The organism is Agrobacterium sp. DE0009 (genome assembly GCF_007680755.1).
GTDB lineage: Bacteria > Pseudomonadota > Alphaproteobacteria > Rhizobiales > Rhizobiaceae > Agrobacterium > Agrobacterium tumefaciens_B.
The window spans coordinates 510,498-535,825 of record NZ_VEIU01000002.1 but is presented as its reverse complement, the minus strand read 5'-3'; the positions used below and the strand labels follow the sequence as shown (position 1 = coordinate 535,825).

General features: G+C 59.7%; 23 protein-coding genes. 17 read left to right on the top strand and 6 right to left on the bottom strand.

Annotated features, from left to right (window positions below):
- The first annotated feature begins 160 nt into the window (after positions 1–160).
- The 3 genes from FS804_RS11920 (at position 161) to FS804_RS11910 (ending at position 3,134) form a co-directional block, all read left to right on the top strand.
- Entirely contained in the window at positions 161–835 is a 675-nt protein-coding gene (locus tag FS804_RS11920) for a response regulator transcription factor (RefSeq protein ID WP_144576752.1), read from the top strand.
- A gap of 35 nt (positions 836–870) precedes the next feature.
- Positions 871–2,268 (top strand): HAMP domain-containing sensor histidine kinase, encoded by a 1,398-nt coding sequence (locus tag FS804_RS11915; protein ID WP_186376776.1) that lies wholly within the window; start codon positions 871–873, stop codon positions 2,266–2,268.
- 239 nt (positions 2,269–2,507) lie between these two features.
- On the top strand, positions 2,508–3,134 hold the full coding sequence (locus FS804_RS11910; protein ID WP_144576750.1) for an outer membrane protein: 627 nt from the start codon (positions 2,508–2,510) through the stop codon (positions 3,132–3,134).
- Positions 3,135–3,248: 114 nt separating this feature from the next.
- On the opposite strand, the gene FS804_RS11905 is transcribed toward FS804_RS11910, so the two are convergent.
- Both FS804_RS11905 and FS804_RS11900 read right to left on the bottom strand, forming a co-directional pair.
- The gene (locus FS804_RS11905; RefSeq protein WP_186376775.1) at positions 3,249–3,638 is read right to left on the bottom strand and encodes a hypothetical protein; all 390 of its coding nucleotides are present in this window, start codon (positions 3,636–3,638) and stop codon (positions 3,249–3,251) included.
- A 132-nt stretch (positions 3,639–3,770) separates the two neighbouring features.
- Positions 3,771–4,202 (bottom strand): MarR family winged helix-turn-helix transcriptional regulator, encoded by a 432-nt coding sequence (locus tag FS804_RS11900; protein ID WP_063950514.1) that lies wholly within the window; start codon positions 4,200–4,202, stop codon positions 3,771–3,773.
- A gap of 202 nt (positions 4,203–4,404) precedes the next feature.
- On the opposite strand from FS804_RS11900, the gene graD reads away from it, so the two are divergent.
- The 7 genes from graD to FS804_RS11865 all read left to right on the top strand — a co-directional run bounded on the left by graD (position 4,405) and on the right by FS804_RS11865 (position 11,041).
- Positions 4,405–4,944 carry an FADH(2)-dependent resorcinol hydroxylase reductase component gene (graD, locus tag FS804_RS11895; RefSeq protein WP_144576748.1) on the top strand — a complete coding sequence of 180 codons (540 nt, stop codon included), beginning with the start codon at positions 4,405–4,407 and terminating at the stop codon, positions 4,942–4,944.
- Between the two features lie 37 nt (positions 4,945–4,981).
- Positions 4,982–6,211, top strand: coding sequence for an FADH(2)-dependent resorcinol hydroxylase oxygenase component (graA, locus tag FS804_RS11890; RefSeq protein WP_144576747.1), 1,230 nt, complete (start codon positions 4,982–4,984; stop codon positions 6,209–6,211).
- Positions 6,212–6,257: 46 nt separating this feature from the next.
- Positions 6,258–7,241, top strand: coding sequence for a gamma-resorcylate decarboxylase (gene tsdA, locus FS804_RS11885; RefSeq protein WP_144576746.1), 984 nt, complete (start codon positions 6,258–6,260; stop codon positions 7,239–7,241).
- Between the two features lie 3 nt (positions 7,242–7,244).
- Positions 7,245–8,300, top strand: a complete 1,056-nt coding sequence (locus FS804_RS11880) for a maleylacetate reductase (protein ID WP_144576745.1) — start codon at positions 7,245–7,247, stop codon at positions 8,298–8,300.
- A gap of 12 nt (positions 8,301–8,312) precedes the next feature.
- Entirely contained in the window at positions 8,313–9,203 is an 891-nt protein-coding gene (graB, locus tag FS804_RS11875) for a hydroxyquinol 1,2-dioxygenase (RefSeq protein WP_144576744.1), read from the top strand.
- On the top strand, positions 9,196–9,534 hold the full coding sequence (locus FS804_RS11870) for a YciI family protein (protein ID WP_144576743.1): 339 nt from the start codon (positions 9,196–9,198) through the stop codon (positions 9,532–9,534). Before graB ends, FS804_RS11870 begins: the two co-directional genes overlap by 8 nt.
- A gap of 220 nt (positions 9,535–9,754) precedes the next feature.
- A complete protein-coding gene (locus FS804_RS11865) occupies positions 9,755–11,041 on the top strand; it encodes an aromatic acid/H+ symport family MFS transporter (protein WP_186376774.1) in 1,287 nt (428 codons plus the stop codon).
- A gap of 46 nt (positions 11,042–11,087) precedes the next feature.
- On the opposite strand, the gene FS804_RS11860 is transcribed toward FS804_RS11865, so the two are convergent.
- From FS804_RS11860 to mprF, 3 genes are all read right to left on the bottom strand, one after another.
- Positions 11,088–12,416, bottom strand: coding sequence for a telomere resolvase (locus tag FS804_RS11860; RefSeq protein ID WP_144576741.1), 1,329 nt, complete (start codon positions 12,414–12,416; stop codon positions 11,088–11,090).
- Between the two features lie 159 nt (positions 12,417–12,575).
- Positions 12,576–13,946 (bottom strand): lysyl-phosphatidylglycerol hydrolase AcvB, encoded by a 1,371-nt coding sequence (gene acvB, locus FS804_RS11855; protein WP_144576740.1) that lies wholly within the window; start codon positions 13,944–13,946, stop codon positions 12,576–12,578.
- Positions 13,943–16,543, bottom strand: a complete 2,601-nt coding sequence (mprF, locus tag FS804_RS11850) for a bifunctional lysylphosphatidylglycerol flippase/synthetase MprF (protein WP_144576739.1) — start codon at positions 16,541–16,543, stop codon at positions 13,943–13,945. Before mprF ends, acvB begins: the two co-directional genes overlap by 4 nt.
- A 277-nt stretch (positions 16,544–16,820) precedes the next feature.
- Between mprF and FS804_RS11845 the strand changes: the two genes are divergently transcribed.
- Positions 16,821–17,114, top strand: coding sequence for a hypothetical protein (locus FS804_RS11845; protein ID WP_063950295.1), 294 nt, complete (start codon positions 16,821–16,823; stop codon positions 17,112–17,114).
- A gap of 55 nt (positions 17,115–17,169) precedes the next feature.
- Here the strand turns inward: FS804_RS11845 and FS804_RS11840 are convergent, their stop codons facing one another.
- Positions 17,170–18,210 (bottom strand): dipeptidase, encoded by a 1,041-nt coding sequence (locus FS804_RS11840; protein WP_144576738.1) that lies wholly within the window; start codon positions 18,208–18,210, stop codon positions 17,170–17,172.
- A gap of 229 nt (positions 18,211–18,439) precedes the next feature.
- Here FS804_RS11840 and FS804_RS11835 point away from each other — a divergent pair, with 229 nt between their 5' ends.
- The 6 genes from FS804_RS11835 (at position 18,440) to FS804_RS11810 (ending at position 25,259) form a co-directional block, all read left to right on the top strand.
- Complete coding sequence (locus FS804_RS11835; RefSeq protein ID WP_144576737.1) at positions 18,440–20,035, top strand: ABC transporter substrate-binding protein; 1,596 nt, start codon at positions 18,440–18,442, stop codon at positions 20,033–20,035.
- A 2-nt stretch (positions 20,036–20,037) separates the two neighbouring features.
- The gene (locus tag FS804_RS11830; RefSeq protein ID WP_186376787.1) at positions 20,038–21,051 is read left to right on the top strand and encodes an ABC transporter permease; all 1,014 of its coding nucleotides are present in this window, start codon (positions 20,038–20,040) and stop codon (positions 21,049–21,051) included.
- The gene (gene nikC, locus FS804_RS11825) at positions 21,048–21,950 is read left to right on the top strand and encodes a nickel transporter permease (protein ID WP_004433196.1); all 903 of its coding nucleotides are present in this window, start codon (positions 21,048–21,050) and stop codon (positions 21,948–21,950) included. Before FS804_RS11830 ends, nikC begins: the two co-directional genes overlap by 4 nt.
- Before the next feature lie 3 nt (positions 21,951–21,953).
- Positions 21,954–22,784 carry an ABC transporter ATP-binding protein gene (locus FS804_RS11820; protein WP_144576735.1) on the top strand — a complete coding sequence of 277 codons (831 nt, stop codon included), beginning with the start codon at positions 21,954–21,956 and terminating at the stop codon, positions 22,782–22,784.
- Positions 22,781–23,521, top strand: a complete 741-nt coding sequence (locus FS804_RS11815; RefSeq protein WP_022556864.1) for an ABC transporter ATP-binding protein — start codon at positions 22,781–22,783, stop codon at positions 23,519–23,521. Before FS804_RS11820 ends, FS804_RS11815 begins: the two co-directional genes overlap by 4 nt.
- Positions 23,522–23,747: 226 nt before the next feature.
- On the top strand, positions 23,748–25,259 hold the full coding sequence (locus FS804_RS11810; protein WP_144576734.1) for a serine hydrolase: 1,512 nt from the start codon (positions 23,748–23,750) through the stop codon (positions 25,257–25,259).
- The last annotated feature ends 69 nt before the right edge of the window (positions 25,260–25,328 follow it).

The window sequence follows — 25,328 nt, the reverse complement described above, 5'->3', positions numbered from 1 at the left end:
TCAGCGCCTCTGATGATTTCCAGGTCTTGCCACCCGCTCCGCCATCGGCTTTTGGTCGGCATGCGGTAGGATATCGATTGTCTGACGATGATCCTGCAATGTTGCTGTAACATTCACGGATGAGTGGAGGGGATGGCATAAGTCCATCGGGGAAACGTCATTGCGAATCTTGCTTCTGGAGGATGAACCGGAAATGGCACGCGCGCTTCTGGAAGCGCTACGCCGCCGCGACGTCCTCGCCGACCATGTCAGCACAATCAGCGATGCGGACGCGTTGGCGAGGGACGGCTCCTATGATGTGCTTGTGCTTGATCGCCGTCTTCCTGATGGGGAAGGGCTGAACCTGGTGGCTTCGCTGCGCAAGAGCAGGCAGTCCGTACCGATCCTTGTGCTCACTGCACTCGGCAGTGTCGATCATCGTGTCGATGGCCTCGATGCCGGTGCCGACGATTATCTTGCCAAACCCTTCGCCATCGAAGAATTGCTCGCGCGCCTCAGGGCTCTCCACAGACGCGGACCCTCGCTGTCTGAAAGATGCGCCCAGTTCGGAAATCTCTGCCTTGATCCGCGCAGCAATGAAGTGAGCATCGGTAACTCCATCATCGAATTGCGGCGTCGCGAATACCTCGTTCTCGAAGCGCTGATGCGGCGACCGAACCGCATCGTCACGCGGTCGAACCTGATCGACGCGGTCTATACGCTCGATGACGAAATCGAGTCCAATGCCCTCGATGCGCATATTTCCCGCATCAGGAAGAAATTGCTGCAGGCTGGGGCCACGGTGGAAATAAGAGCCGTGCGTAATATCGGGTATCTCATCCGGTTGAAGACATGAAGACGGCGCGCAATCGATCCCTGCGGTGGGGGCTGATGAAGCGGCTTTTCGCGTTACAGGCCTCCCTGCTAATCCTCTTCGTCATCCTCCTCATCGGTTGGATCTGGATCATCGATCCACGTCTTGAAGGTGCGAATGAAGAGGCAGCCCGGATAGTCGCTGAGAGTGCGACGAAGGATGGGCAAGGCAGGCCGCAACTGCCAGCGACGCCTGAACTGACGGAGCTGAAGCGGCGCTATCCAAACCTCTGGTTCGTCGTGCGCGACGCCAACGGCGTCGTCCTGCAATTTGGCGCTGTCCCGCCACCGGCCCTTTCCGCTATCTTTCCCTTGAGCTTTGATCGTGCGCGTCTGGATGCGGCCGGGACGTTGCGTGCCACTGTCGAGAACCGCGATACCGCGGCAGGCCGCCTCCAGTTCATTGCGGGTACTGAGGATGGAATGCCGAATGACGGCCTCAGCATCTGGATCAATGTCCAGCTGGATCTGGAAAAGGATGCCAATGGCTCGATCCGCTGGTTCAAGGTGCTGCCCGCTCTGGGCTTCATCATTCTCATCGCTGTTGTGCCGATGCTGATTTTGACGGGTATCGCGACACTGCTGGTGACGCCGAGGGCAGTCGGCCGTTCTCTCGGTGGGCTGATGGATACGGTTAGGCAGGCTGAGTCCATCGATTTCGACAACCGGTCAGAGCGGATCGACCGGTCGAAGGTTCCCGTTGAACTCATTCCGCTGGTGGATGCCTTCAACATTGCGCTGTCGCGGCTTGATGACGGCTATAATCGCCGCAACCGTTTTCTTGCCGATGCGGCACATGAACTGAGGACGCCTATTGCGATCGTGCGGACCAGAGCCGATCTTTTGCCGGATAACGCGCTGAGCCGTCAGATCCGGGCGGATATCGATCGCCTCACCCGCGTTGCGCATCAGCTGCTGGAAATGCAGGCGGTGGGCGCTGTCGAACTGCCGGCGGAGCCGTGCGATCTCAATCAACTTGTCGAGCGCATCGCGACCGACCTTGCCCCGATTGCGCTGGACGCCGGTTACGATTTCGATTTCGAGCCGAGCGCGGGTCCCGCCATTTTTACCATGCAGGCGTCGATCATCGAGATGGCGGTCGTCAACCTCGTTCGCAATGCGATCGATCATGCCGGCGGCAAGGGTGCAATCACAATTCGGATTGACGCGGCCGGGGCTATCGAGGTCTGTGATGAAGGGCCAGGCATACCCGTTGCGGAGCGCGGTCAGGTCTTCGAGCCCTTTCATCGCATCAACACAAATTCGCCGGGCGCAGGCCTTGGGTTAAATCTGGTCCAGAAGGCCGCCGAGCTTCATCGTGGCCGTGTTCTGTTCCTTGATTTGAACCCCGGCTTCTGCGTTCGGTTGGAAGTCCTTTCGGTCGTTCCAAGAGCGGTCGCGTCCGACAATGGTTAAGATACAGTTAAATAAAATCCTCTAACTATATTAAATAAATCAATTATTTATAGTCAAATTGGTCGCGTGCAATGCAGGCGTAATTCTCGTGGGGAAGATGCCCTTATCTGCTGAGCTCATCGGCATGTCATGCCGATTGGGCGCAGGAGACGAATGGGAACCGGTTTCCGGTTCTTCAACGCGAACTGAAACCCTGCGGGCGCCAGGCCTTGGCGCAGCGGTTTCGTCTGGAGTCATTCATGTCGATCATCAAGAAATCACTTGCCGCCGTCACTATCGCCGTCGCGGTCGCGGGCAACGCTTATTCCGCCGATCTCACCAACTACAATCAGCAATCCTTCGACTACGGCAATCAGCCGGCTTTCTCATGGAGCGGGGCCTATGTCGGTGCCCATGGCGGTGTCGCCTCTCCGAAGTTCAGTCCACTGGCCAGCGGCCGTGGCCTGACGGGTGGCGTTCAGGCGGGGTACAATTTCCAGTTCGGCTCTGGTGTCGTCGGTGCGGAAGTGGAAGGCTCCTATCTCGGAAACGATGCCCGTGTGCCGAACGGCCGGTTGCGTGAGCGTTTCCGGGGTGCGGCCAAACTGAAGGCAGGTGTGGCTCTGGATCAAACGCTTCTTTATGGAACCGCGGGCCTGATCACCACAAGGTTCAAGGATGGCAACGGTGTGACCGGGCCTGATCGGTGGAAACAGGGCTATCTCCTGGGTGCAGGTGTAGAGCAGAGTTTCGGCGGCGGTCTTTCGGCAAAGTTCGAGTATAATTATGTGAATACGGGAGATGTGGCGACGACCACGGCGAGTGGCAGGTCGAAGACCGATATCAGCGATCACGTCTTGAAGGCCGGCGTGAACTATCGCTTCTGATCGGCTCAAAATGAAGGCGAACAGGGAGAACGGAAAGCCGCCGGGTCCAACGCGGAAGCGGTGGCCGACCAACGGAAATTATGCGGCAAGCCGCGGCCTGAAAGTCGTAGACATTCACTCGCATTCTAGAGATGGCTGCCTGAAGTCCGTGACATACCAGTCGCTGCCTGAGCTGCGGGTGTAGAACGTGTAAAAACAATCAATGCGCTCTACATAGCCGGGCGTTTCGGAGACTTCATACCGCTCGCCCTGACTCGTTGTGCGCATTTCGCCGTTCGAGGATCCGGGAAAGACCTGTGTCTTGTTTTTTCGCCATTGGTAGGCCTGCTGGCCCGGGCCAAGGCTGTAGATGTTGTCCGGCGGTCCATAATCCAGCATCACATTGGTGATGGGCGCGCCGATGTAACTCTTCATGGTCGTCGAGGCGCAGGCGGTAAGCAGCGCGGATGTGCTGGCGACGGCCAATATTGCAGACCGGATGGTTACTGACGATCGCTTGGTCATGGGATTCCTTTCATCCGCGTAAGGTTTCGCAAGAATAGGAATCCGCCATTGCAGAAACATTGCATGCCCTGGGCCTGGAGAGCTCTGGCTTGCTGGCTCCGCCTCCAGCGATTGAGCGCCCTGACGCCGCTCTCAGAGACCGGCGATATTCAGGCCGATATGGCGCAGGATGCTCTTGAAAAGCTTCACCTCGGCCGGGTCGAGGCCCTCGATCGCGGTTTTTTCAAACATGGCCGCGATAGGCATGAGCTCGTCGGCAAGTTCCTCGCCTTTTGTCGTCAGGGTGATACGCACGATGCGGGCGTTGTCGGCCGGCCGCTCGCGGCTGACGAGATTGCGCCGCACCATCAGCCCTACCAGTCGCGACAGGGTGGAAATTTCCACCGACACCATGTCCGAAAGCTCGGTCAGCGTTTTGCTTTCCTGTTGTCGGAGCGTCGCCAGCACGCGGTACATGGGCAGCGTGATGTCGTAGGACGTCAGTCTCACGGAAAAGCGCTCGCCCAGTCGAACGCCCACCCAGTTGAGCAGGTAGGGTACCGAGTCGGTGAACTGATAAGACACAAGCAAATCCCTGTTTGAGAACCATGCGCGCAGACGCAGATGTGCGCCTATCGGCTGTACCGGCACAATCCATCGGTTTCAATAGTGTCGCGCTACAACGCCGGGCAGAGCAGGCCCTCTGGCGATAAAAATGACGGAAAACATTTGCATTGACAAATGTTGCAAATGAAAATAAACAAGACACAGGATTTGGGAGGATCTCATGACATCAGCATTGTTTGGCCTGAGCAGTCTTGCGCCTGAAGGCGTCGGCCAGAATTTCCGTTCGACGATGCGGCGTTTTCCGGCAACTGTAACTGTTATCACCGCCTGCGCCGCCGGTGATCACCGCGATCATGGCATGACGGTCACGGCCGTCACCTCGGTTTCGATGGAGCCGCCGTCTCTGCTGGTCTGTCTGAACAATCGTACCCTTCTGCATGAATTGCTGCTGTGCCGGCCCGATTTCATCGTCAGCGTGCTGACGCAGGACCAGATCGCGCTTTCGGATGGCTTCAGCGGCAAGCTGCCGCCGGAGGAGCGTTTCCGTGACGGCAGTTGGCAGCGCCACGAGAATGGCGTCCTTTATTTGCCCACGGCCCATGCCGCCATCGCCTGCCGCCGGGTTGCGGCCATGCCCTATGGAACCCATACGGTCTTCATCGGACAGGTGGTCTCGGCCGATGTCAGTGAGACGACGCGGCCGCTGCTTTACGAAAACGCCCAATATTGCGCGGCAAGCCCCGCGCACGAACCCGCCTGAATTTCCGCGGTCAGAGCATTCCCGCAAGGAGACAATCATGAACGATATGAGCCATGCGCCGCAGCCGGTGCAAACGAACCCGCATGTCCGCCTCGCCAGCCGCGTTGTCGGCATAGCCGATCTTTTCCGCTCCAGCGCGAGGCGGACGGAGGAGGCGCGGCGCGTGCCTGCGAGCCATATAGAGGCGCTGCGTGGCATCGGTTATTTCGATGTCGTCAAGCCCCGCGCCTTTAACGGCAAGGGTGGCGATTTTGCCGAGTTGGTGGAAGCCAATATAGAGCTTTCGGCGGCCTGTGCATCGACGGGCTGGGTCGCCGGCCTGCTGTCCGCCCATCAATGGCTGCTGGCGATGTTTCCGGAACAGGCGCAGGCCGATGTCTGGGGTGAAAATCCCGATGCTCTGCTGTGCGGTTCCTATGCGCCGGTGAAGATGGCGGAGGCTGCCGATGGCGGCTATCGCCTCAGCGGCAAATGGGCCTTCGCCTCCGGCTGCGAAAACGCACAATGGTCTCTCTGCGCCGCCATTCTGCCACCGAAAGGCGAAGGAAAGCCGGTTCCCGCCTTTCTGCTCGTTCCCGCCAGCGAATATGTGATCGAAGACACCTGGCATGTGGTTGGGCTGGCCGGCACCGGTTCCAAGACGCTGGTTCTCGATGACGTCTTTGTACCCGAACACCGGGTTCTCACCTTTCCGGACGCAACCAGCGGGCACACGCCGGGTGGGCGCTATTACGCGCATGAGGGCCTGTTCAACATGCCGCTTCTGACCGGCATCCCCTCCTGTCTCGCGGCGGCCGGCGTCGGCGCTGCCAAGGGGGCGCTTGCCGCCTATGTCGATCATGTCGGTGGCCGGGTTACGCGCGGCGCGGTGGCGGGCGGCAATAACCGCATGGCCGAATTCCCGACCATCCAGCTGCGCGTCGCGGAAGCGGCGGCGAGTGTTGACGCAGCCTGCGAAATCTTGCTGCGCGACGTCTCGCGCGCTCAGGCGCTGGCACAGTCCCGCATCGAGGGTCGCTCGGAGTTTACCGTGGACGATCGCCTTCTGAGCCGCCGTGGCCAGTCCTTTGCTGTGTCTCTCTCGTTGCGTGCGGTACAGGCGCTGAATGACTCCACCGGCGGCGTCGGGCTCGATCTGGCGAACCCGGTGCAGCGCGCCTGGCGGGATGCCAATGCGGTTGGCCGCCACATCAGCATGAACTGGGATGCCGTCGGCACCATGATCGGCCAGAGCATGCTCGGCCTCGAACCCAAGGGCCAATATTGACCGCCATTCAGGCGGCAAACCAACAGCGCAATTCGGAGGAAACTACATGCAAGGCAAGGTCGCTCTCGAGGAGCATTTCGCAATCCCGGAAACACTTCAGGATTCGGCCGGTTTCGTGCCCGGCGACTACTGGAAGGAACTGCAGCACCGCCTGCTCGACATTCAGGATACGCGCCTGAAGCTGATGGATGCGCATGGCATCGAGACCATGATCCTGTCGCTGAATGCCCCGGCGGTGCAGGCCATTCCCGACAAGAGCAAGGCGATCGAGATCGCACGCCGCGCCAATGACGTGCTTGCGGAAGAATGCGCCAAGCGGCCAGATCGCTTCCTCGCCTTCGCCGCCCTGCCTTTGCAGGACCCCGATGCGGCGACGCAGGAATTGCAGCGCTGCGTCAACGATCTTGGTTTCGTCGGCGCGCTCGTCAACGGATTCAGCCAGGAGGGGGATGGCCAGACCCCGCTTTATTACGACCTGCCGCAATATCGTCCCTTCTGGGGCGAGGTCGAGAAGCTCGACGTGCCTTTCTACCTGCATCCGCGCAACCCGCTGCCGCAGGATTCGCGTATCTATGACGGCCATCCCTGGCTGCTCGGCCCCACCTGGGCCTTTGCACAGGAAACAGCTGTCCATGCGCTCCGCCTCATGGCATCAGGCCTGTTCGATGAGCATCCGCGCCTTAACATCATTCTCGGCCATATGGGCGAGGGCCTGCCCTACATGATGTGGCGTATCGACCATCGGAATGCCTGGGTGAAGCTGCCGCCGCGTTATCCGGCTAAGCGCCGTTTCGTGGATTACTTCAACGAAAATTTCCACATTACCACATCGGGCAATTTCCGCACCCAGACGCTGATCGATGCCATTCTGGAAATCGGTGCCGATCGCATTCTGTTCTCCACCGACTGGCCCTTCGAGAATATCGACCATGCCTCCGACTGGTTCCATGCGACAAGTATCGCGGAGGCGGATCGAGTGAAGATCGGTCGTACCAATGCGCGCCGCCTGTTCAAGCTCGACGCGGCCTGAGCCATGGAGCCGTTCGTCTACACGGCCGCACCTGCCCGCATCGTTTTCGGGGCGGGCAGCCTGGCGGATGTGGTGGAGGAGATCCGCCGTCTCGGCCTCAAGCGAGCGTTGGTGCTTTCCACACCGCAGCAAAAGGGAGACGCCGAGGCTCTTTCCGCCCGTCTCGGCCCATTTGCTGCTGGGGTCTTTTCCAATGCGACCATGCATACGCCGGTCGAGGTGACGAGGGATGCGGTCGATGCCTATCGCGCTGCCGGTGCGGATTGCGTTGTGGCGTTGGGAGGCGGTTCCACCACCGGTCTCGGCAAGGCCGTTGCGCTACGCACGGAAGCGCCGCAGATCGTGATCCCGACCACCTATGCTGGTTCCGAGGTGACGCCCATTCTTGGCCAGACGGAAAACGGCGTAAAAACCACTATACGCGGGCCGGAAATCCTGCCGGAAGTGGTGATCTATGATGCTGAACTGACACTTGGATTGCCGGTCTCGATCAGCATGACGAGTGGTCTCAACGCCATGGCACATGCGGCGGAAGCGCTTTATGCTCGGGATCGTAACCCCATTGCCAGCCTGATGGCGGTGGACGGGCTGCGGGCAATGATCGATGCGCTTCCGGTCATTCGGGAAGCGCCGCACGATATCGACGCGCGCGAGACGGCACTTTATGGCGCTTGGCTTTGCGGCACGGTGCTGGGTGCGGTCGGCATGTCGCTGCATCACAAGCTTTGCCACACGCTCGGCGGCAGTCTCGATCTGCCGCACGCGGAAACGCATGCCGTGCTTCTGCCGCATACCATCGCCTATGTGGAGGAAGCCGCGCCGGATCTGCTCGCGCCATTGGCTGCACTGGTTGGCGGCCGGGCCGGACCGGGGCTTTACGATTTTGCCGCGCGGCTCGGCGCGCCTTCAAGCCTGGCGGCCCTTGGCGTTGGGGCTGACGATCTCGACCCCATGGCCGAGCTTGCGACGGCCAATCCTTATTGGTGCCCGCGGGCGATTGAAAAAAACGCGATCCGGGACCTGCTGCAGCGCGCCTTCGAGGGCTCGCGGCCGGACTGACGGGAGGAGACTATGGATATGAAGATGACCAGTGACGACGGCTATTTCGTCGAGGAGCGCTCCGCCGAAACCGTGATTGCCCGCATGCGCGATTGTGACGATCCGCGGCTCAAGGAGATCATGGCGGTCGTGACCCGCAAGCTGCATGAGGCGGTGAAGGAAATCGAGCCGACCGAGGAGGAGTGGATGAAGGCCGTTCATTTCCTTACCGAAGTGGGCCAGATCTGTAACGAGTGGCGGCAGGAATGGATCCTGTTTTCCGATATTCTCGGTGTTTCCATGCTGGTCGATGCCATCAACCACCGCAAGCCGAGCGGCGCATCCGAATCCACCGTTCTTGGTCCCTTCCATGTGGCCGATGCGCCGGAAATGCCGATGGGCGCCAATATCTGTCTTGACGGTAAGGGCGAGGATATGGTCGTCGCCGGCCGCATTCTCGATACCGAAGGCGCGCCGGTCGCGGGCGCGCGCATCGATGTCTGGCAGGCCAATGACGAGGGCTTTTATGACGTGCAGCAAAAGGGTATCCAGCCCGATTTCAACCTCCGCGGCGTCTTTGTTACCGGCGAAGACGGGCGATACTGGTTCCGAGCGGCGAAGCCCAAATATTACCCGATACCGGATGATGGCCCGGTGGGGCGGCTGTTGCGGGCGATGGGGCGGCATCCGTACCGGCCGGCGCATCTGCACTACATTGTTTCGGCCGAAAGCTTCACCACGCTCGTGACCCATATTTTCGATCCCGACGATCCGTACATCCGCTCTGACGCAGTGTTCGGCGTGAAGGAAAGCCTGCTGGCGAATTTCGAGCGGGTCGAGGATCGGGGGAAGGCACGGGAGTTGGGTTTTGTCGGTGACTGGTTCTGGTCCGTGAACCACGATTTCGTGCTTGCCCATGAGTGAACGGAGCGATCTACCAAGGCTCTACGTGCGCTTTGCCGAAAGCGATGCCGGCGCCGCTGAGCAGCGGGCGGCGCAGATGGAGGCGCACAAGGCCCATTTGCGCAATGGCGAAGGGAAGCCAGAGGGGTTTCGTATCCTGGCGTCGGGGCCGATGAGCGCTGGTGACGGTGGTCCGGCCGCTGCGCTCGTCATCGCCGAGGCGCATTCTCTCGAGGACGTTATCGCCTTCAGCGACGCCGATCCTTTCGTTGTTCAGGGGGTCTATAATCGCATGCGCATTTTGAAGTGGACGCCGACGCTGTCAACGATTTCCGGGCTGGAATCCCGCTGATTTCAGCCGTCGCACGGCGATTGGCATTTATCAGTATTTCATTTGCAATTTTTGCAGATGCAACATTTAATCGACAGTGAGTGATATCGGCGACGTGTGGCTTGACAGGAGCAGGGCACATATCAGGGTGGAGCCGGCGGGGCACTCACGCAGGATAATGCAGGGACGGGGAGACGCTGATCCATACCGGATGGCGCGTTCATGCGTGAAAGGGAGGAATATGTCCACGAATTATCTGAGCGCCGCTTCCGTGCGGACGAAGAACCCGGCCGGCGTCATCGCGACATGCGGCCTCATGATCATGTTCGACGGCTACGATCTGGTCGTTTATGGCGCGGTCGCACCGGCGCTGCTCAAAGAAGGCGCCTGGGCCCTCAACCCGGCCATGGTCGGGCGCGCGGCCGCCCTGACGCTGGTCGGCATGCTGCTCGGCGCACTGTTTGCCGGCACCATGGCCGATCGCATCGGCCGGCGGAAGGTGGTGCTTCTCAGCCTCGCCGGTTTTTCGGCGATGATGATTGCCTCAGCCACGACGCCGAATTTTTTGGCCTTCGAAATCACCCGATTCTTCGCTGGTCTTGGCCTTGGCGCATTGTTACCCACGGTGACCGCGCTCGTGCTGGAATTTTCGCCGCCGCAGCGCAGGGCGCAGGCCAATTCCCTGTCCTTCCTGGGTTACCTTATCGGCGGCATCATTTCCGGCGTCATGGGCATGCTGCTTCTGGAAAGTTATGGCTGGCGACCGTTGATGCTGATCGGCGGCCTGCCGCTGATCCTGCTGCCGATCTTCATGCGGTTCCTGCCGGAATCGCCGGAGTGGCTGGCGAGTAAAGGCCGGCAGGCGGAGGCTGACGGCATCTGCGACAGTTATGGTCTGCAACGCATCGTGCCGCACGCAAAAATGCAGAAGGGTGGCGTCGGTGCGCTGTTCTCGGAAGGCAGACTGGCCTCGACGCTGAATGCATGGGGCATTCACTTCTGCTCGCTGCTGCTCACCTTCGGCATGGTCAACTGGCTGCCTACCATCATGAACAAGATGGGTTATGACATCAGCTCGGCGCTCAGCTTCGCCGTCATGCTCAATGTCGGCGCCGCAATCGGCATCCTTATTGGCGGACGCTTTGCAGACAAGGGCAACGTCAAGGTGGTGGTGGCAATCCTGTTTGCCATCGGCGCCGCATCGATCTTCGCCCTGACTGTCAACAAGGGTCCGCTTCTTTATGCCCTCGTCGCCCTTGCGGGTGCCGGCACCATCGGAACCCAGATACTGGCCAATGTCCTGGTCGGACGGCTTTATCCTGTCCATATTCGCGGCACGGGTCTCGGCTTCTCGCTGGCGGTCGGGCGGCTTGGCGGGATTGCCGGACCGATGATCGGCGGGCTGGTGTTGCAAAGGGGGCTGGCGCCGGAGTGGAATTTCTACATTTTCGGCTCGGTCGCGCTCGTTGGGTTGATGCTCACCGTTTTGACCCTGCTTTACCGCACGTCCGGCGACGCGCGGTCTTGACGAATAGAACTGCCGGCCGCGGGACTGAAAATCCGCGGCTGGCCGCTCATCCCCGACGGGATACCGGCGCGATCGTCGCCATCTGCTGTAATGTCCGCTCATTGGTCCGTTTCAAGCGCGCCAACGCGTCGTCGCGATCTTCCGGCAGCGTGTAGGTCATATAGGACAGCGAGGTCTCGAGGTCGTTATTGTTATGGCCGAGGATAGCGGCGAAATAGCTGTTCTTGGTGACGTGCGGCGGCGCGAAATTGTGATAGGCGACTTCCGCATAGAGGTGTCTGAGACCATAGGGCTTGGGGAGCTCTTCCTTTGGCCAGATATCCTCGAAGAGGTTAAAAACCGTGTCGCGCAGCAGCAGGCGTGTTTCTGACGAAAAATCGTCGATCGACATGCCATACCACAATTTTCCCTGCCCGCTTTCACGCAGGCGCTTATAGGCTGCCAGAATGGTTTCCGATCGGGCAAGCACCGGAATTTCGTATGTCACCCCGAATTTCGTCCCCTCGCCTTGCTTCGTCTTCGCCTGACCGTTGAAGAGAATGCTCCATTTCGAAACACCCTTGCCATAGGGTGCAGGTAAAAATTCCGCCTGAGTGAAGACCTCATACGGGCGGCGCCCTGTCATACCGATCAGGCCGATGCCGATCATCAGGGGATCGGCCGACAGGAGTTTGTCGGCGCAAATCTTTAAAACCTGCTCGTAGTTCTCGAAGGTGATCAGCGCGCCGTGTTTTCTGGCGATCTTCTCCATCTTGACCCGGCGTGCCTCGTCATACATTGCGGCATCACCGGTAGCGATCTTGAGCATCGGATGGTCGTCGCCGAAGGCTTCGCGGATCGCGTTCCTATATTTGGTGATGTAGGAAATGATCGTCGTCTGGGCCCGGCCCTTCATCATGGCGATTTCGGCGTCCCACAAGGCCTGCATGTCCTGCTTCGCGCCCATGCCATTCATCGCGGCAATGAAATCGGCGATGCGAAGGAGAACAGTGGGTTTGCGGCCGGCAGTGTTGAATTCCGCCCGCTCGATTTTTTCGACAATCGATGTCGCCACGCCGGTCTTTGGGTAATCGCCGCGGGCGATGTAGGTGTTCAACCGCTCCCGCAGCTTCTTCATGTTGCAGATGGCAAGCGGGGTGCTCTTCGGGCCGAACTCGGCCTTCAGCGCATTGCGATATTTCATGATGTAAAGTTCGAGTGTCTTTTCGGTGCGGCCATTGTCGAAATGATAGCGGACTTCGGCATCCCAGAGATCGCGGATTTTCCTGTTTCGCGAAGCGTCGTCGCTTTTCATCGCCTCTTTGACCTGGCTGACGAATTGATAGATGCGTTCCACGAGGACCGGTGTTTTTGTTTTTCGTTTTGCGGCGAGCATGGGGCGGCTCCCTGAACCGGTCCGGAAATGTAAATCCATGGTTGGCGATCAACGACAGAACGGTTGCGGGAATGTGATGAACATTCGCCGCAGGCCGGTTTCTTTTGAATAATAGTTTGATCGATTCCGCAAGCTTCACTGCCAGCGGGAACTAGCGGATTATTTCGCCAGCCTGGTTTTCAGCGAGGTGACGATGCGTTTGGCAAGCGCCTCGTAATCCTCGTCGAAATGGTGCCCGCCTTCGATGCCGATGGTTTCGACACCCTTTGCCTTGAGGCCGGGGCACGGGTCTTCATCCTCTTCCTCGGTGCCATAAACGCATTGCACCAGCTTGGGATCGATCTTGGCGATGTCATCGACGGTCTTGCCGCCTTTGCCTTCGCCAGCCACGCCCAGCCATCCCTGAACGGAGATTTCGAAATCCACTTCGTTGGAAAGGCCGAGCAGCGAAAGCTGAGCAACGGAAGATTTCACCCGGTCGGGCAGGAGGTTGTAGGTGGCGGGAATGATGTCGGCGCCGAAGGAGTAACCGATCAGCACGACATTGCGAACTTTCCATTCCTTGCGATAGGTCTCGATAATGCGGGCAAGATCACTCGCCACTTCCTTTGGTTCTTTCTCCTTCCAGAAATACCGCAGGGCATCGACGCCGATGACCGGCACGCCCTGTTTCTGAAGGGCGCTGCCGACCTCCTCGTCCAGGTCGCGCCAGCCGCCATCGCCGGAATAGATCACAGCCATGGTGTCCATCACAGGTTTCGCTTCCAGAACGGTGATTGGAAGCCCGAGCGGGTTGTCGCTGTCTCCGGCCGCATCGACCTTGTCGGAAAGAGTCTGGGTCAGCACCTCGTCCGCTTTGTCGGTAACGTCGGTGACGTCGATGTCGGAATGCAGTTTTACAAGCGCATTGACGTGGTCGCGCCCTTTCTGGTCGGCGTCAGGGGTGAAGATGACGCTGACCGGTGCCGGAAGCGGACCATCTGTGAGGCCATAGACGGTTTCACCATCCACCTTGTCCTTGGTTGCCGGGGTGCAGAGAATTTTTTCCAGGGGCAGGCCCGCCTTCGGGTCCACCGCCACGGCCTCGCGGACGGTGGAAACCGGGCTTTGCGCGATCATGGCGAGCGCAAGCGTGCCGCCCTTGCCGATGCCCGTGACGATCGGCTGGCGATAACTGCCTGTGCCGGCGGTACGCTGGATCTGCTGCGACAGCGATTCGATGTCCGAGATCATGTAGATGCACTCGTCATCGTCGGCCTCGAGCGCCTTCAGATATTCCTTGAAGTCGATGCCGACGACGGCGGCGCCTTTTTCGACGAGCGCCTTGGCGCGGGTCTCGTCGCCATCCGTCCAGCCATTGGCATCGGAGATCAGGAAGATGCTGGCCTGAATATCCCCATCGGGCACCATGATGTGGTCGGCCGGGATCATGCCCGTTTCGTAAGCCGGCTTATCCTGGGAAAAGGCGGCCGACGAGGAGAGTAACGTCGAGGCGGCAATGAATGCCCCCATCAGGTTGCTTTTTATCATTTGCCGATCACTCCTCTGACGCCGCCGCTAATCAGAACCGTCGCATCCATCAGCGCCAGAGCGGCGTCTGCGCCGTTCTGCACGGCAAGGTAACGCGGTTCCCATTTCGGGTGGAACTTTGCCTTGAAGGCGCGAAGTCCCTTGAAGTTGTAGAAACGTTCGCCGTGTTCGAACAGCGTGCTGCCGATACGGTCCCAGACGGGTGCGGCATCACGCTTCGACATGCCGGACATCGGGGCCATGCCGAGGTTGAAGCTCTGGTAGCCCGTTTCCTTGAGATGCTGCATGATGCTGACGAACAGGAAGTCCATCGCGCCGCGCGGCGCGTCGGGCGCAAACCGCATGAGATCGATGGTCGCTTCCTTTTTGGTGTCCGTCACCATGAGATTGGCGAAAGCGGTGATATTGCCGTCCTTGCGCAAGACCGCGACCGGCTGGGAAAGAATGTAGGCGGGTTCGAAAGCACCGAGCGAGAAGCGTTTTTCGCGGGTATTGTGATGCTCGAGCCAACCGTCCGAGACCTGCTTCAGATCATCGAGAACGGCTGGAACATCGGCCTTTTCGATCAATTCGAAGCTCAGTCCGTCGCGCGCACCACGGCTCAGAGACTGGCGAAGCGTCGCGAGCTTGCCGCCTTTAAGCTCGAACGTGGTGAGATCGACAAGGGCGAGCTCCCCAAGCTTGAAGGCGCGCAGGCCCGCATCGGCACAATGGGACAGAAGCGAGGGCGATATTTGATAGAAGGCCGCACGGGCACCGGCTCCGCGGGCAGATTCCACGAATTGCCAGACGAGATCGGGGAAATCCTCCTCGTCACCGACAGGATCGGCAAAGGCGATCCACGAGCGGCCTTGAATGCCATACATGATGAAGGCATTGCCGGTTTCCGAAAACATTACATGCTTGTCGCCCATGCGCACCAGATTGGCGTCCGCGGCGTCCTGCGTCATGACGATCTCCGTCGCCTTGGCAATATCGTCCGCCTCGACGGCATCCGGGCGGAAACGGACGGGGCGCATAAGGCTGAAAATGGCAATGGTGGAAGAGGCAAGGACGAGGCCGAGAAGGGCGCGCAAGCCGCGCGGCGCTTCTTCCGAAAACTCGAATTCCCACCACAGCGTGTGGCTGTAATCCGTATCGCGGTAGACGAAGAGCAGAATGGTTGCCGCGCCCGCAATGATCACCATCATCGCGGCGATCCAGCTCGGACCGAGCGCCTGTTTTACCAGTGAGGCGTGACGGTTGAAGCTACGCATGTTGAAGGCGAGTGCCACGATGAAGAGGCCGAGGAAGATCGCTTCAAAGACAGCGATGGCCTTGAGGATGGAGAGGATAAGGGCGAGGGAGGCCGCAACGAGTGCGATCCACCACGCGCCGTCCAGTCTCTGCCCGAGGCCGCGGGAGGCGACGACAAGGCCGAGGCCGAGAATGCTCGTCAGGAAGTGTGCGCCTTCGATGATGGGCAATGGCACGAAATTCGAGAGGAAATCGAGATTGCTGTCCGGCGTCGGCGTCACGCTCGAAAAGATCAGCATGGTGCCGAGGATGAGGGCGAAGGTGGAAAGCAGCGGTGGAGCGAGCCTGACGGCAAGCTGGCTGATATCCGACACAACGGGTTTGGCCGCGAACTGTTTCGTCTCGGAAACGATCATGACCAGAATCGCGACCACCAGCGGCAGCACATGGTAGATGACGCGGTAAAGAACGAGGCTTCCGAGCAGCTGATCGACGCTGATTGCATTGCCGAGCCCCGCCACCATGACGGTTTCGAAAACACCGAGGCCTGCGGGCACATGGCTGAGAACGCCGAGACCGACGGCCGTGGCGTAAATGGCGAAGAAGGTCGGCCAACCGAGATGGGTTTCCGGCAAAAGCACATAGAGCACGGAGGCTGAAGCGGCGATGTCGAACGCGGAGACAAGAAACTGCTGTGACCAGGTTCGGCTATCGGGCAGGCGCAGCCGCCACTTTCCGAGCTTGATGACCTTGCCGTTGCGTCCGATATAGGCCGTGGTCACGAGCACGGCGATGATCGCGAGCGAAACGCCACGCAGAACGGCGGGATCGACGTTGATAATCGAGGCGATGCGCGGCGCGACGATGAAGGTGGAGATCGCGCTGACCGAGAGCAGCCCGAGGCCGAAAGAAAGCGTGACGAAAGCGATGACACGGGCGATATCACCCGGCGAAAGACCGAGTCGGGAATAGGCGCGAAAGCGGATGGCGCCGCCGCTCAGCGGACCGAAGCCGGCCGTATTGCCGATGGCATAGGCCGCGAAGGCCGTGACCGCCATCGATGGAAAACGGACTTTCTTGCCGACATATTCGATGGCATTCGCATCGTAGAAGATCAGTGCGAGGAAGCTTAGTGCGGTAAAGACGATTGCCAGCAGGACGGCGGAAAACGACGTGCCAAGAAGAGCGGCTATCACGTCGTCATATCGCACTTCCGATGTGAGACGGTAAATCGCAAACGTCATCATCACGAAGATGAGCGTTATGGCAATGGCCGTCAGATAGGGCCGGTTTCTGGCGAAAAAGCTTTCAACCGGGGATTCTGTAATATCCGTCTCTATAACTTCGCTCTTGTCTGCCATCTACTTTTTCCAGCGCCGGTCCCGTTGGTTGGCGAACCACAGGATTGTGTCGCTAATTCGTTTCGGTTGAGGAAATTTGCTTAGCAGAATTGCGTGACGTGTCGATGTGAAGTTTGTGCAGGTTGTCGCCAGATTTTGACAAATTTAACAGCCGGAATGCAACTTGAAAATGTGGAAGTATCGTCTCCTGCTAAAACATCAATAAATTAAACGCGGCGGTTGCTTGGTGGTGGCATTTAATGCAACTACACGCTCCTTTCGATGGAAGGAGATGCATATGAACATGCCGACTAGAATAGCGATCGCGCTCGTCGTCGCCCTCGTGGCGGGAGGCGGTTACATGACGTTTGATAAGATGCGTGGGGCCGAGTGGGTGGTTTCGCCACAACAGATCGCCGAGGCGCAGGCGAAAGGTCAGACGGGCTATGAATCGCGTCCGGGTACCGTGACGGTGCGGCCGATCCGCAGCGAGACAGCAGACGTACTGCCGATGAAATGGGCGCTGATCGGTCTTATTGCCGGACTTTTTGCGTTTCGTGCCACGGGCAAGAAAAAAGCGGCCAAGGTCTGAGACCTCGCCGCTCTAGACCTCCGGCGCATAGCGCCGGAGTGCAAAACTGGAAGCGTTAAGCGCCCCAGGTTCTTTCCAATACGCCAATCCAGTTGCCGTGGCAGATTTTGGCCAGTGCCTCATCGTCATAACCACCCTTGCGCAGGGCTTCGACCAGCAACGGCAGGTCGCCCGCATCCTTCATGGCGGCGGGAATAGTGGTGCCATCAAAATCCGAACCGAGTGCGACGTGGTCTATCCCGATGCGGTTGACGATATAGTCCACATGGCGGACGAGTTCGTTGAGGTCGGTATCCGGGTTCTTCACGCCGTCCTGGCGCAGGAACAAGACACCAAAGTTGATGCCAGCGAGGCCACCCGTATCGCGGATGGCGTCCAGCTGACGATCCGTCAGGTTGCGGCTGTGATTGCAGATTGCGTAAGCGTTGGAGTGCGATGCCACCAGCGGTGCGTCTGAAATCCTGGCGATATCCCAGAAACCCTGTTCGTTCATGTGTGACAGATCGACCATGATCTTCAGCTCGTTGCAGGTCTTCACCAGCCGCTTGCCTGCATCGGTGAGGCCGGGGCCGATATCCGGTGTCGAGGGGAAACGGAAGGGAACGCCATAAGCGAAGATGTTCGGGCGGCTCCAGACCGGTCCGAGCGTGCGCAGACCCGCCTCGTGCAGAACGTACAGCGCATCCAGATCGGCGCCGATGGCTTCCGCGCCCTCGATATGGAAGACGGAGGCGAATGCGCCTCTGGCCATGGCGCTGCGGATATCGGCGGCCGTGCGGCAGACTTTCAGCGCACCATTGGATTGTTTCTCGGCGCGGAACAGCAGGGCCGCCATGCCAAGCGTGGCTTTCAGCGCATCGGCTTCTGCCGGTGTCGGGAAATCACCGTTGGCATCCTTTTCCATGCTTGGCGACGGCACGTACATGGCGCAGAGGCCGCCGGCGAGGCCGCCTTTTTTTGCACGGGGCAGATCGATATGGCCGACGGTGTCGCCTTCGATCAGAAGTGTTTCGGGGGAGGCGTTGCCCGATTTCCATAACCGCAGAAGTACATCGTTGTGACCGTCGAAGACGGGTACGGTTTTTAGATCGGTCATGGTCATCCTTCGGAAACGGGGTTGCGCGGACGCGCCTGCGGGAGAGTTTTCGGAATTGGTAGAGGAAAGGTCAAGCCGGGAGCAAATGCAATCCGTGCATAGGCTCTGCCAAATTTGGAATTGGTCGTGCCTCGTTGGCTCATGGTAATCGCGGGAAACATAAAAAAAACGACTGGATTGGGGCAAACCCACCATTTTCCGAAAAATAAGGTCCGAAAGGGGATTTTCGATGATTTCAAGACGCAACCTGTTGATTGCCGGCGCTGCCGTTCCGTTCCTGTCCTATGCGCGCATTCCGGCATTTGCCGCGACACCGAAGGACATTCTGGTCGTTGCCCAGCAGCTTGACAATATGACGAGCCTTGACCCGCATGAGGGTTTCGAAGCCGTGGGCGGTGAAATCATCTCCAACATGTATCAGAAGCTGGTGCGCGCCAACCGTGAGGATTCAACCAAGGTCGATCCGGTTATCGCCAAATCCTGGGAAGCCGATGCCGATAGCAAGGTGTTTACCTTCGTGATCGGTGACGATGCGACGTTCGCGAGCGGCGCGAAAGTGACGGCGGAAGACGTTGCGTTCTCGCTGCAGCGCGCCATCAAGATGAACAAGAGCCCGGCCTTCATCATCGGCCAGTTCGGCTTCACGCCTGAAAACGCCGAAACGACCATTGTTGCCGCCGACGACAAGACGGTAAAGCTGACGACGGCAAAGCCGACCGCCATCTCCTTCCTGCTCTATTGCCTCTCCGCCAATATCGGCGCGGTCGTCGAAAAGAAAGCCGTTCTTGCCAATGCTTCCGGTGAAGACCTCGGCAATGGCTGGCTGCAGAAGAATAGCGCCGGTTCGGGCGATTTCATGCTTCAGGCCTGGAAGCCGAGCGAAAGCGTCGCGCTGACAGTCAACCCGAATGGTCCCTATAAGGGCAATATCAAGCGCGTCATCCTGCGTCACGTTACCGATCCGTCTTCCCAGCTTCTGATGCTGCAGAAGGGCGATATCGACATTGCCCGCGACCTGACGTCGGAGCAGCTGCGCACCGTCAAGGACGACGCCAACATCGAGCTGGAGCGTAAGTCCATTGCCTCGCTGGTCTTGATTTCGCTCAACCAGGGCAATGTGAACCTTGCGAAGCCGCAGGTGTGGCAGGCGATCAAGTGGGCGCTGGATTATAAGGGCATGCAGGAAAACATCGTGCCGCTGACGCACGAAATCCACCAGAGTTTCGAGCCGAAGGGCTTCCCCGGCGCCGTCAACGACATTCCATTCCAGCGCGATGTCGAAAAGGCCAAGGCATTGATGGCCCAAGCCGGCCTTGCCGATGGTTTCGAGATTAGCATGGACCATTATTCCGCCCAGCCTTATCCGGATCTGGCGCAGGCTATCCAGGCAAACCTTGCCGATATCGGCATCAAGGTGCGCCTGCAATCGGCCGAAAACCGCCAGGTCCTGACCAAGATGCGCGCCCGCGAACACCAGATGGCGCTCTCCGCATGGGGCACGGATTATTTCGATCCGCATTCCAACGCCGATGTCTTCAACATCAACAAGGACAATGGCGACGACGCCAAGTCGAAGCCCTTCCTGTGGCGTTCGCGCTTCAAGAACGACGACTTTGCCGCCAAGGCGGAAGCCGCGCGTGACGAGAAGGATCCTGCAAAGCGCGTGGAGCTTTATGAAGCCCTGCAGCGCGAGCACATGGAAAACAGCCCCTTCGTGTTCATGTTCCAGACCACGAAGACGGCCGCCTTCCGCAAAGGCGTTTCCGGTTTCGAACTCGGCGTGCTCTCCGAGGGCAATTCCTACCACGATGCGAAGAAAGCGTGACATTGAACAAGCGCGTTAAAAGCATATCGTCGATACTGAGCAGCGTCCTCCTGACGCTGTTCGGTTTGATGATCATCACCTTCATGATCGGGCGCGTCATGCCGGTCGATCCCGTCATCGCGGCGGTTGGCGATAATGCGCCTGAAGACGTCATCGTGCGGGTCCGGGCCGAAATGGGTCTCGACCAGCCGCTGGTCGTGCAGTTCTTCCATTATGTCTCGCAGGTTCTGCATGGCGATTTCGGCAATTCGATCCTGACCCGCAATCCGGTCTGGATCGATATCAAGCGCGTTTTCCCCGCCACATTCGAGCTTGCCACCGCAGCGCTTATCCTCGCTGCACTGATTGGCATTCCGCTTGGTGTCTGGGCCGCCGTGAGGCAGGGCAAGCTCACCGATCAGGTCATCCGCGTCGTCTGCCTCGCCGGTCACTCCGTGCCTGTCTTCATGCTGGCGCTGATTTCGCTGCTGGTCTTTTACGCCACGCTTGGCGTCGCGCCGGGACCGGGCCGGCAGGACATCATCTATGACGGCATGATCACGCAGGTTACCGGCCTGATGACGGTCGATACGCTGCTTGCGGGCGACTGGGACGCCTTTTACGACGCCATCGCCCATATGGTGCAGCCCGTCTGCATTCTCGCCTATTTCAGCATGGCCTATATTACCCGCATGACGCGCGCCTTTATGATCGACGCGCTGAAGGGTGAATATGTCATCACCGCCCGCGCCAAGGGGCTTTCGGCTATGACCGTGATCTGGGGACACGCCTTCCCGACGGTCGCCGTGCAGCTCGTCACGGTTCTCGCGCTCACCTATGCCGGCCTTCTCGAAGGTGCGGTGGTGACGGAAACCGTCTTCAGCTGGCCGGGCCTTGGTCAATACCTCACCGTCTCGCTCATGAACGCGGACATGAACCCCGTCGTCGGAGCAACCCTGTTGATCGGCTTCATCTATGTCGCCCTCAACCTGCTCGCAGACGTGCTTTACAGAGTTATGGATCCTCGCGTTCGATGATGTTAGCTAATTTCAGAAACTGGGCGCTGGATGAAACGCCGCATTCGCGAACACAGGCTGCCTGGGGCAACCGGTATCGCATCTGGCTCAATCTCAAGTCCAACCCGCTGGCGGTGATCGGGCTTACGATCATCGTTCTCTTCATTGCGCTGTCGCTGCTGGCGCCGCTGCTTGCGCCCTACGACCCGGCGACGCAGAACCTCGGCAATCGCCTGGCGTTTCCGAGCGCCGAACACTGGTTCGGCACGGATGAGCTGGGCCGCGACATTCTCTCGCGCATTCTCTATGGCGGCCGTGTCACGCTCGGCATGGTCATTGCTGTCGTCGTTCTCGTGGCACCCATCGGGCTCGCCATCGGCTGTATCGCCGGTTATTTCGGCGGTATCGTCGATACGGTGTTGATGCGGGTGACGGATGTGTTCCTGGCCTTCCCGCGTCTCATTCTGGCGCTCGCCTTCGTCGCGGCGCTGAAGCCGGGTGTCGAAAGCGCCATTCTCGCCATCGCGCTCACCGCATGGCCGCCTTATGCGCGTCTGGCGCGCGCCGAAACGATGACGGTGCGCGGCAGCGACTTCGTCGCAGCCTACCGGCTGACTGGTGCTTCCGCCTGGCGCATCATTGCACGTCACATTGCGCCACTCTGCGTGCCGAGCCTCATCGTGCGCATCACGCTCGACATGAGCTCGATCATCATCACCGCCGCCAGCCTCGGCTTCCTCGGCATGGGCGCGCAGCCGCCTTCGCCGGAATGGGGCGCGATGATTGCGACGGCCAAGCGCTTCATCTTCGAACAATGGTGGGTCGCCACCATTCCCGGCATCGCCATCTTCCTCGTTTCGCTCGCCTTCAACTTCCTCGGCGATGGCCTGCGCGACGTTCTCGACCCGAAGGGACATTGAGCCATGCTGGTCGAAATCGAAAATCTGAAGATCGCTTTCCAGACCCGCACCAGCCGTTTCGAGGCGGTGCGCGGTGTGTCCATGAAGCTCGGCACTGAGAAGCTTGGCATCGTCGGCGAGTCCGGTTCGGGCAAGAGCCTGACGGCGCGTGCGCTGATGAAGCTTCTGCCCTCCAATGCCGATATCCGCGCCGACAAGCTCGCATTCGACGGCATCGACGTGTTGTCCGCCAGCGAAAGGCAGATGCGCCAGATCCGCGGCAAGCGGGCGGGCTTCATCCTGCAGGACCCGAAATATTCGCTGAACCCGGTAAAGACCATCGGCGCGCAGGTGGCTGAAGCCTGGCGCACCCACAAGGGCGGCAGCAAGCGTGCCGCCATGGAAGCGGCCATCGCCCTGCTCGATCAGGTGAAAATCCGCAATCCGCGTCAGGTCGCCTCTTCCTATGCGCATGAGGTTTCCGGCGGCATGGGCCAGCGCGTCATGATCGCCATGATGCTCGCCCCCGATCCGGAATTGCTGATCGCCGACGAGCCGACGAGTGCGCTCGACGCCACGGTGCAGGCGGAAATCCTGCGGCTGATCGAGGAGCTGGTGTCGGAGCGTGGCATGGGCCTCATCCTCATCAGCCACGACCTGCCGCTCGTTTCGCATTTCTGCGACCGCGTCGCCGTCATGTATTCCGGCCGGGTGATGGAGGAGCTGAAGGCTTCCGAACTGCTGAAAGCCGAACATCCCTATACAAAGGGACTTCTGAACTGCATTCCCTCGCTGACGCATCCGCGCGAGCGTCTTCCCGTTCTCAACCGTGATGCAGCGTGGTCCAGCCAATGATCGACGTCGAAAACCTCCGTATCAAGTTCGGTGACCGCGAAGTAGTGAAGGGCGTTTCCTTTTCGGTGGAGAAGGGCGGCAGCTTCGGCATCGTCGGCGAAAGCGGCTCGGGCAAATCCACCATCCTGCGCGCCATGGCCGGGCTCAACGAAAGCTGGGAAGGCCGCATCGCCTTTGCCGGCAAGGATGCCCCTCTGCGTCGTACGCCGGAATTCTTCCGGCAGGTGCAGATGGTGTTTCAGGACCCCTATGGCTCACTGCATCCGCGCCAGACCATCGACCGTATTCTCAGCGAATTGCCTCTGGTGCACGGCATGGACAATATCGAAAAGCGCATTCAGCAGGCTTTGTCCGACGTGGCGCTGCCGCAGGCGGTCCGTTTCCGTTTCCCGCATCAGCTTTCCGGTGGCCAGCGCCAGCGCGTGGCGATTGCGCGGGCGCTGATCGCCGACCCGCAGGTGCTGCTCCTTGATGAGCCGACTTCGGCGCTGGATGTCTCGGTGCAGGCGGAAATCCTGAACCTGTTGCAGGACCTTCGTGCGGCGCGCAACCTCACCTATATTCTTGTGAGCCACAATCTGGCTGTCATTGCGCATCTTTGCCCGCAGGTGGGCGTGATGCTGAATGGCGAGATGGTGGAACAACTGAGCGCGGGTGATCTGCGCGAGGGACGGACGAAACATCCGCATACGGAAGAGTTGCGTAGCTTGAGTATCCGGCTAGAGGAGCCGGCCTGAGGGCTGGGTCGAACGTCTTCCTGTTGATCGAGCGGGCACCGCGCATTTCTTCTCCCCGAGGGGAGAAGGTCGCGGCAGCGGGATGAGGGGGCAAGCTCTCCGAAATCCGGCAACGGTGCCCCCTCATCCGACCCTTCGGGCCACCTTCTCCCCGGTGGGGAGAAGAAACGAGCCGCAACGTCGAGGCTTGTCCATCCATAACTGAGCCGAAAGACGAGATCGAACAATGTCACAGCAACTCGACTGGAACGCCGCGTCAACCCTTTCAGAGGCCTTCGTCTCGCAATGGACAGGCAACGAGCCGGGCGGGGCAGTGATCGGCTTCGATCTCGACGGTATTCGTTTTGCCCATGCCGGCGGCGTCGAGAGCCTTTCGACTTTTGCGCCCTTCACGCCGCAGAGCGTGGTGCGGTATGCCTCCGTCACGAAACACGTTTTCTGCGCGATGGTTCTGGCCCATGCGGATCTGATCGGTCTCGATGATCCGCTCGGCAAACATCTGCCGGAGCTGCAATCGCCGCTGCGCGATGTCACGGTTGGGCAGGCGCTGGATATGAGCGGCGGCCTGCCGGATATGCGCGAGTGCCTCTCGTTGCTTGGCCTTTCCGTCTATACCGAAACGAAGGCCGGACCGCTTCTCGAATACCTGTCCCGGCTGACGCGGCTCAATTTCGATGCAGGCAGCGAAGTGTCCTATTCCAATACCGGTTACCGTCTGGTGGAAGCGGCGCTGGAGCGCCATGGGTTCCGTTTCGACGATTTCGTGCAGCGGTATATTGCTGCGCCGTTCGACGTGTTTCTGAAAGCGCCTGACGTCTGGAACGATCCGGTCAACGGGCTGGTGCCGGGTTACTGGAAGGCTGAAGACAACTGGCAGCTTTCCGCCGCCGGCCTGCATATCTCCGCATCCGGCAGCCTCGCAGGCAGTGCCGATGCGCTGACCCGTTGGTTGCAGGGTCTGATGCGGGGCGAGGGCAGCTTTGCGGGTGTTCTCGGCAGGCTTTCGGCTGAGCGGTCGCTCGCCGACGGGCGGATGAGCGAATATGGCCTCGGTCTGCGCTGGTCGCATCTGGGAGACAGGCGCTTCGTCGGTCACGGCGGTTCGCATCCGGGCTACAAGACCTATTTCCTGCTCGACCCTGAAAATGGCACGGGATTCGTTGTGGTCTCGAACCGCGAGGATACCAACGGTTTCAAAATCGCGCTGGAAAGCATGGCGGCCTTGACCGGCCTGCCTTTGCCCAAGCCGGCCGCCAGCCTGCCGGAAGGCCTTTATGTGACCGAAAGCGGTCCGTGGTGGCTGGAAATCAAGGGCAGCACCTCCACCTTCATCGATGGCGACGACACGCTCTATGAAGATGTCGATGGCTGGGTTTCTTCCCGCTCCGCATCTTCTCCGATGCGTCTCAGGTTAGATTGCGATGCCGTTGTCGGCGAGGCCGGTCATGCCCCCCGCCGTTTCCTGCCTGTCGGAGAACATACGGTGCCGAATGATCTTTCGGGAACATGGCGTTCGGATGAGGGCGCGGAATTTATCATCAGCGGTCCGTCGCTGACGATGGGCATCGGCCCGACGCGTCGCAGCATGCCCTTGAAGGCGCTCGGCAATGGCCGTTTCCTCTTCACGCTGATTGACGGGCCGTGGACGAAGCGGGTCTGCCTCAACCGTCTCAGCAACGACCGGATCGAACTGGTCTCCAGCCGGGCGCGGATGATCGAATATTATCGCAGCCGATAGGTCGTCCGGCCGATCCGGCAATTTGGTCGCAGGTCTGCGTCTTACAGGAGGGTTTCATTCACGCCTCAT

What these genes read in the sequence shown, in the direction of transcription:
- FS804_RS11815 (WP_022556864.1), top strand. Translation starts at nt 22,781, where the DNA reads ATGATCGACGTCGAAAACCTCCGTATCAAGTTCGGTGACCGCGAAGTA.
- nikC (WP_004433196.1), top strand. Translation starts at nt 21,048, where the DNA reads ATGATGTTAGCTAATTTCAGAAACTGGGCGCTGGATGAAACGCCGCAT.
- graA (WP_144576747.1), top strand. Translation starts at nt 4,982, where the DNA reads ATGAACGATATGAGCCATGCGCCGCAGCCGGTGCAAACGAACCCGCAT.
- graB (WP_144576744.1), top strand. Translation starts at nt 8,313, where the DNA reads ATGGATATGAAGATGACCAGTGACGACGGCTATTTCGTCGAGGAGCGC.
- FS804_RS11860 (WP_144576741.1), bottom strand. Translation starts at nt 12,416, where the DNA reads ATGCTCGCCGCAAAACGAAAAACAAAAACACCGGTCCTCGTGGAACGC.
- FS804_RS11820 (WP_144576735.1), top strand. Translation starts at nt 21,954, where the DNA reads ATGCTGGTCGAAATCGAAAATCTGAAGATCGCTTTCCAGACCCGCACC.
- tsdA (WP_144576746.1), top strand. Translation starts at nt 6,258, where the DNA reads ATGCAAGGCAAGGTCGCTCTCGAGGAGCATTTCGCAATCCCGGAAACA.
- FS804_RS11840 (WP_144576738.1), bottom strand. Translation starts at nt 18,210, where the DNA reads ATGACCGATCTAAAAACCGTACCCGTCTTCGACGGTCACAACGATGTA.
- FS804_RS11910 (WP_144576750.1), top strand. Translation starts at nt 2,508, where the DNA reads ATGTCGATCATCAAGAAATCACTTGCCGCCGTCACTATCGCCGTCGCG.
- FS804_RS11810 (WP_144576734.1), top strand. Translation starts at nt 23,748, where the DNA reads ATGTCACAGCAACTCGACTGGAACGCCGCGTCAACCCTTTCAGAGGCC.
- FS804_RS11880 (WP_144576745.1), top strand. Translation starts at nt 7,245, where the DNA reads ATGGAGCCGTTCGTCTACACGGCCGCACCTGCCCGCATCGTTTTCGGG.
- FS804_RS11835 (WP_144576737.1), top strand. Translation starts at nt 18,440, where the DNA reads ATGATTTCAAGACGCAACCTGTTGATTGCCGGCGCTGCCGTTCCGTTC.
- FS804_RS11865 (WP_186376774.1), top strand. Translation starts at nt 9,755, where the DNA reads ATGTCCACGAATTATCTGAGCGCCGCTTCCGTGCGGACGAAGAACCCG.
- FS804_RS11905 (WP_186376775.1), bottom strand. Translation starts at nt 3,638, where the DNA reads ATGACCAAGCGATCGTCAGTAACCATCCGGTCTGCAATATTGGCCGTC.
- FS804_RS11915 (WP_186376776.1), top strand. Translation starts at nt 871, where the DNA reads ATGAAGCGGCTTTTCGCGTTACAGGCCTCCCTGCTAATCCTCTTCGTC.
- acvB (WP_144576740.1), bottom strand. Translation starts at nt 13,946, where the DNA reads ATGATAAAAAGCAACCTGATGGGGGCATTCATTGCCGCCTCGACGTTA.
- mprF (WP_144576739.1), bottom strand. Translation starts at nt 16,543, where the DNA reads ATGGCAGACAAGAGCGAAGTTATAGAGACGGATATTACAGAATCCCCG.
- FS804_RS11845 (WP_063950295.1), top strand. Translation starts at nt 16,821, where the DNA reads ATGAACATGCCGACTAGAATAGCGATCGCGCTCGTCGTCGCCCTCGTG.
- graD (WP_144576748.1), top strand. Translation starts at nt 4,405, where the DNA reads ATGACATCAGCATTGTTTGGCCTGAGCAGTCTTGCGCCTGAAGGCGTC.
- FS804_RS11870 (WP_144576743.1), top strand. Translation starts at nt 9,196, where the DNA reads ATGAGTGAACGGAGCGATCTACCAAGGCTCTACGTGCGCTTTGCCGAA.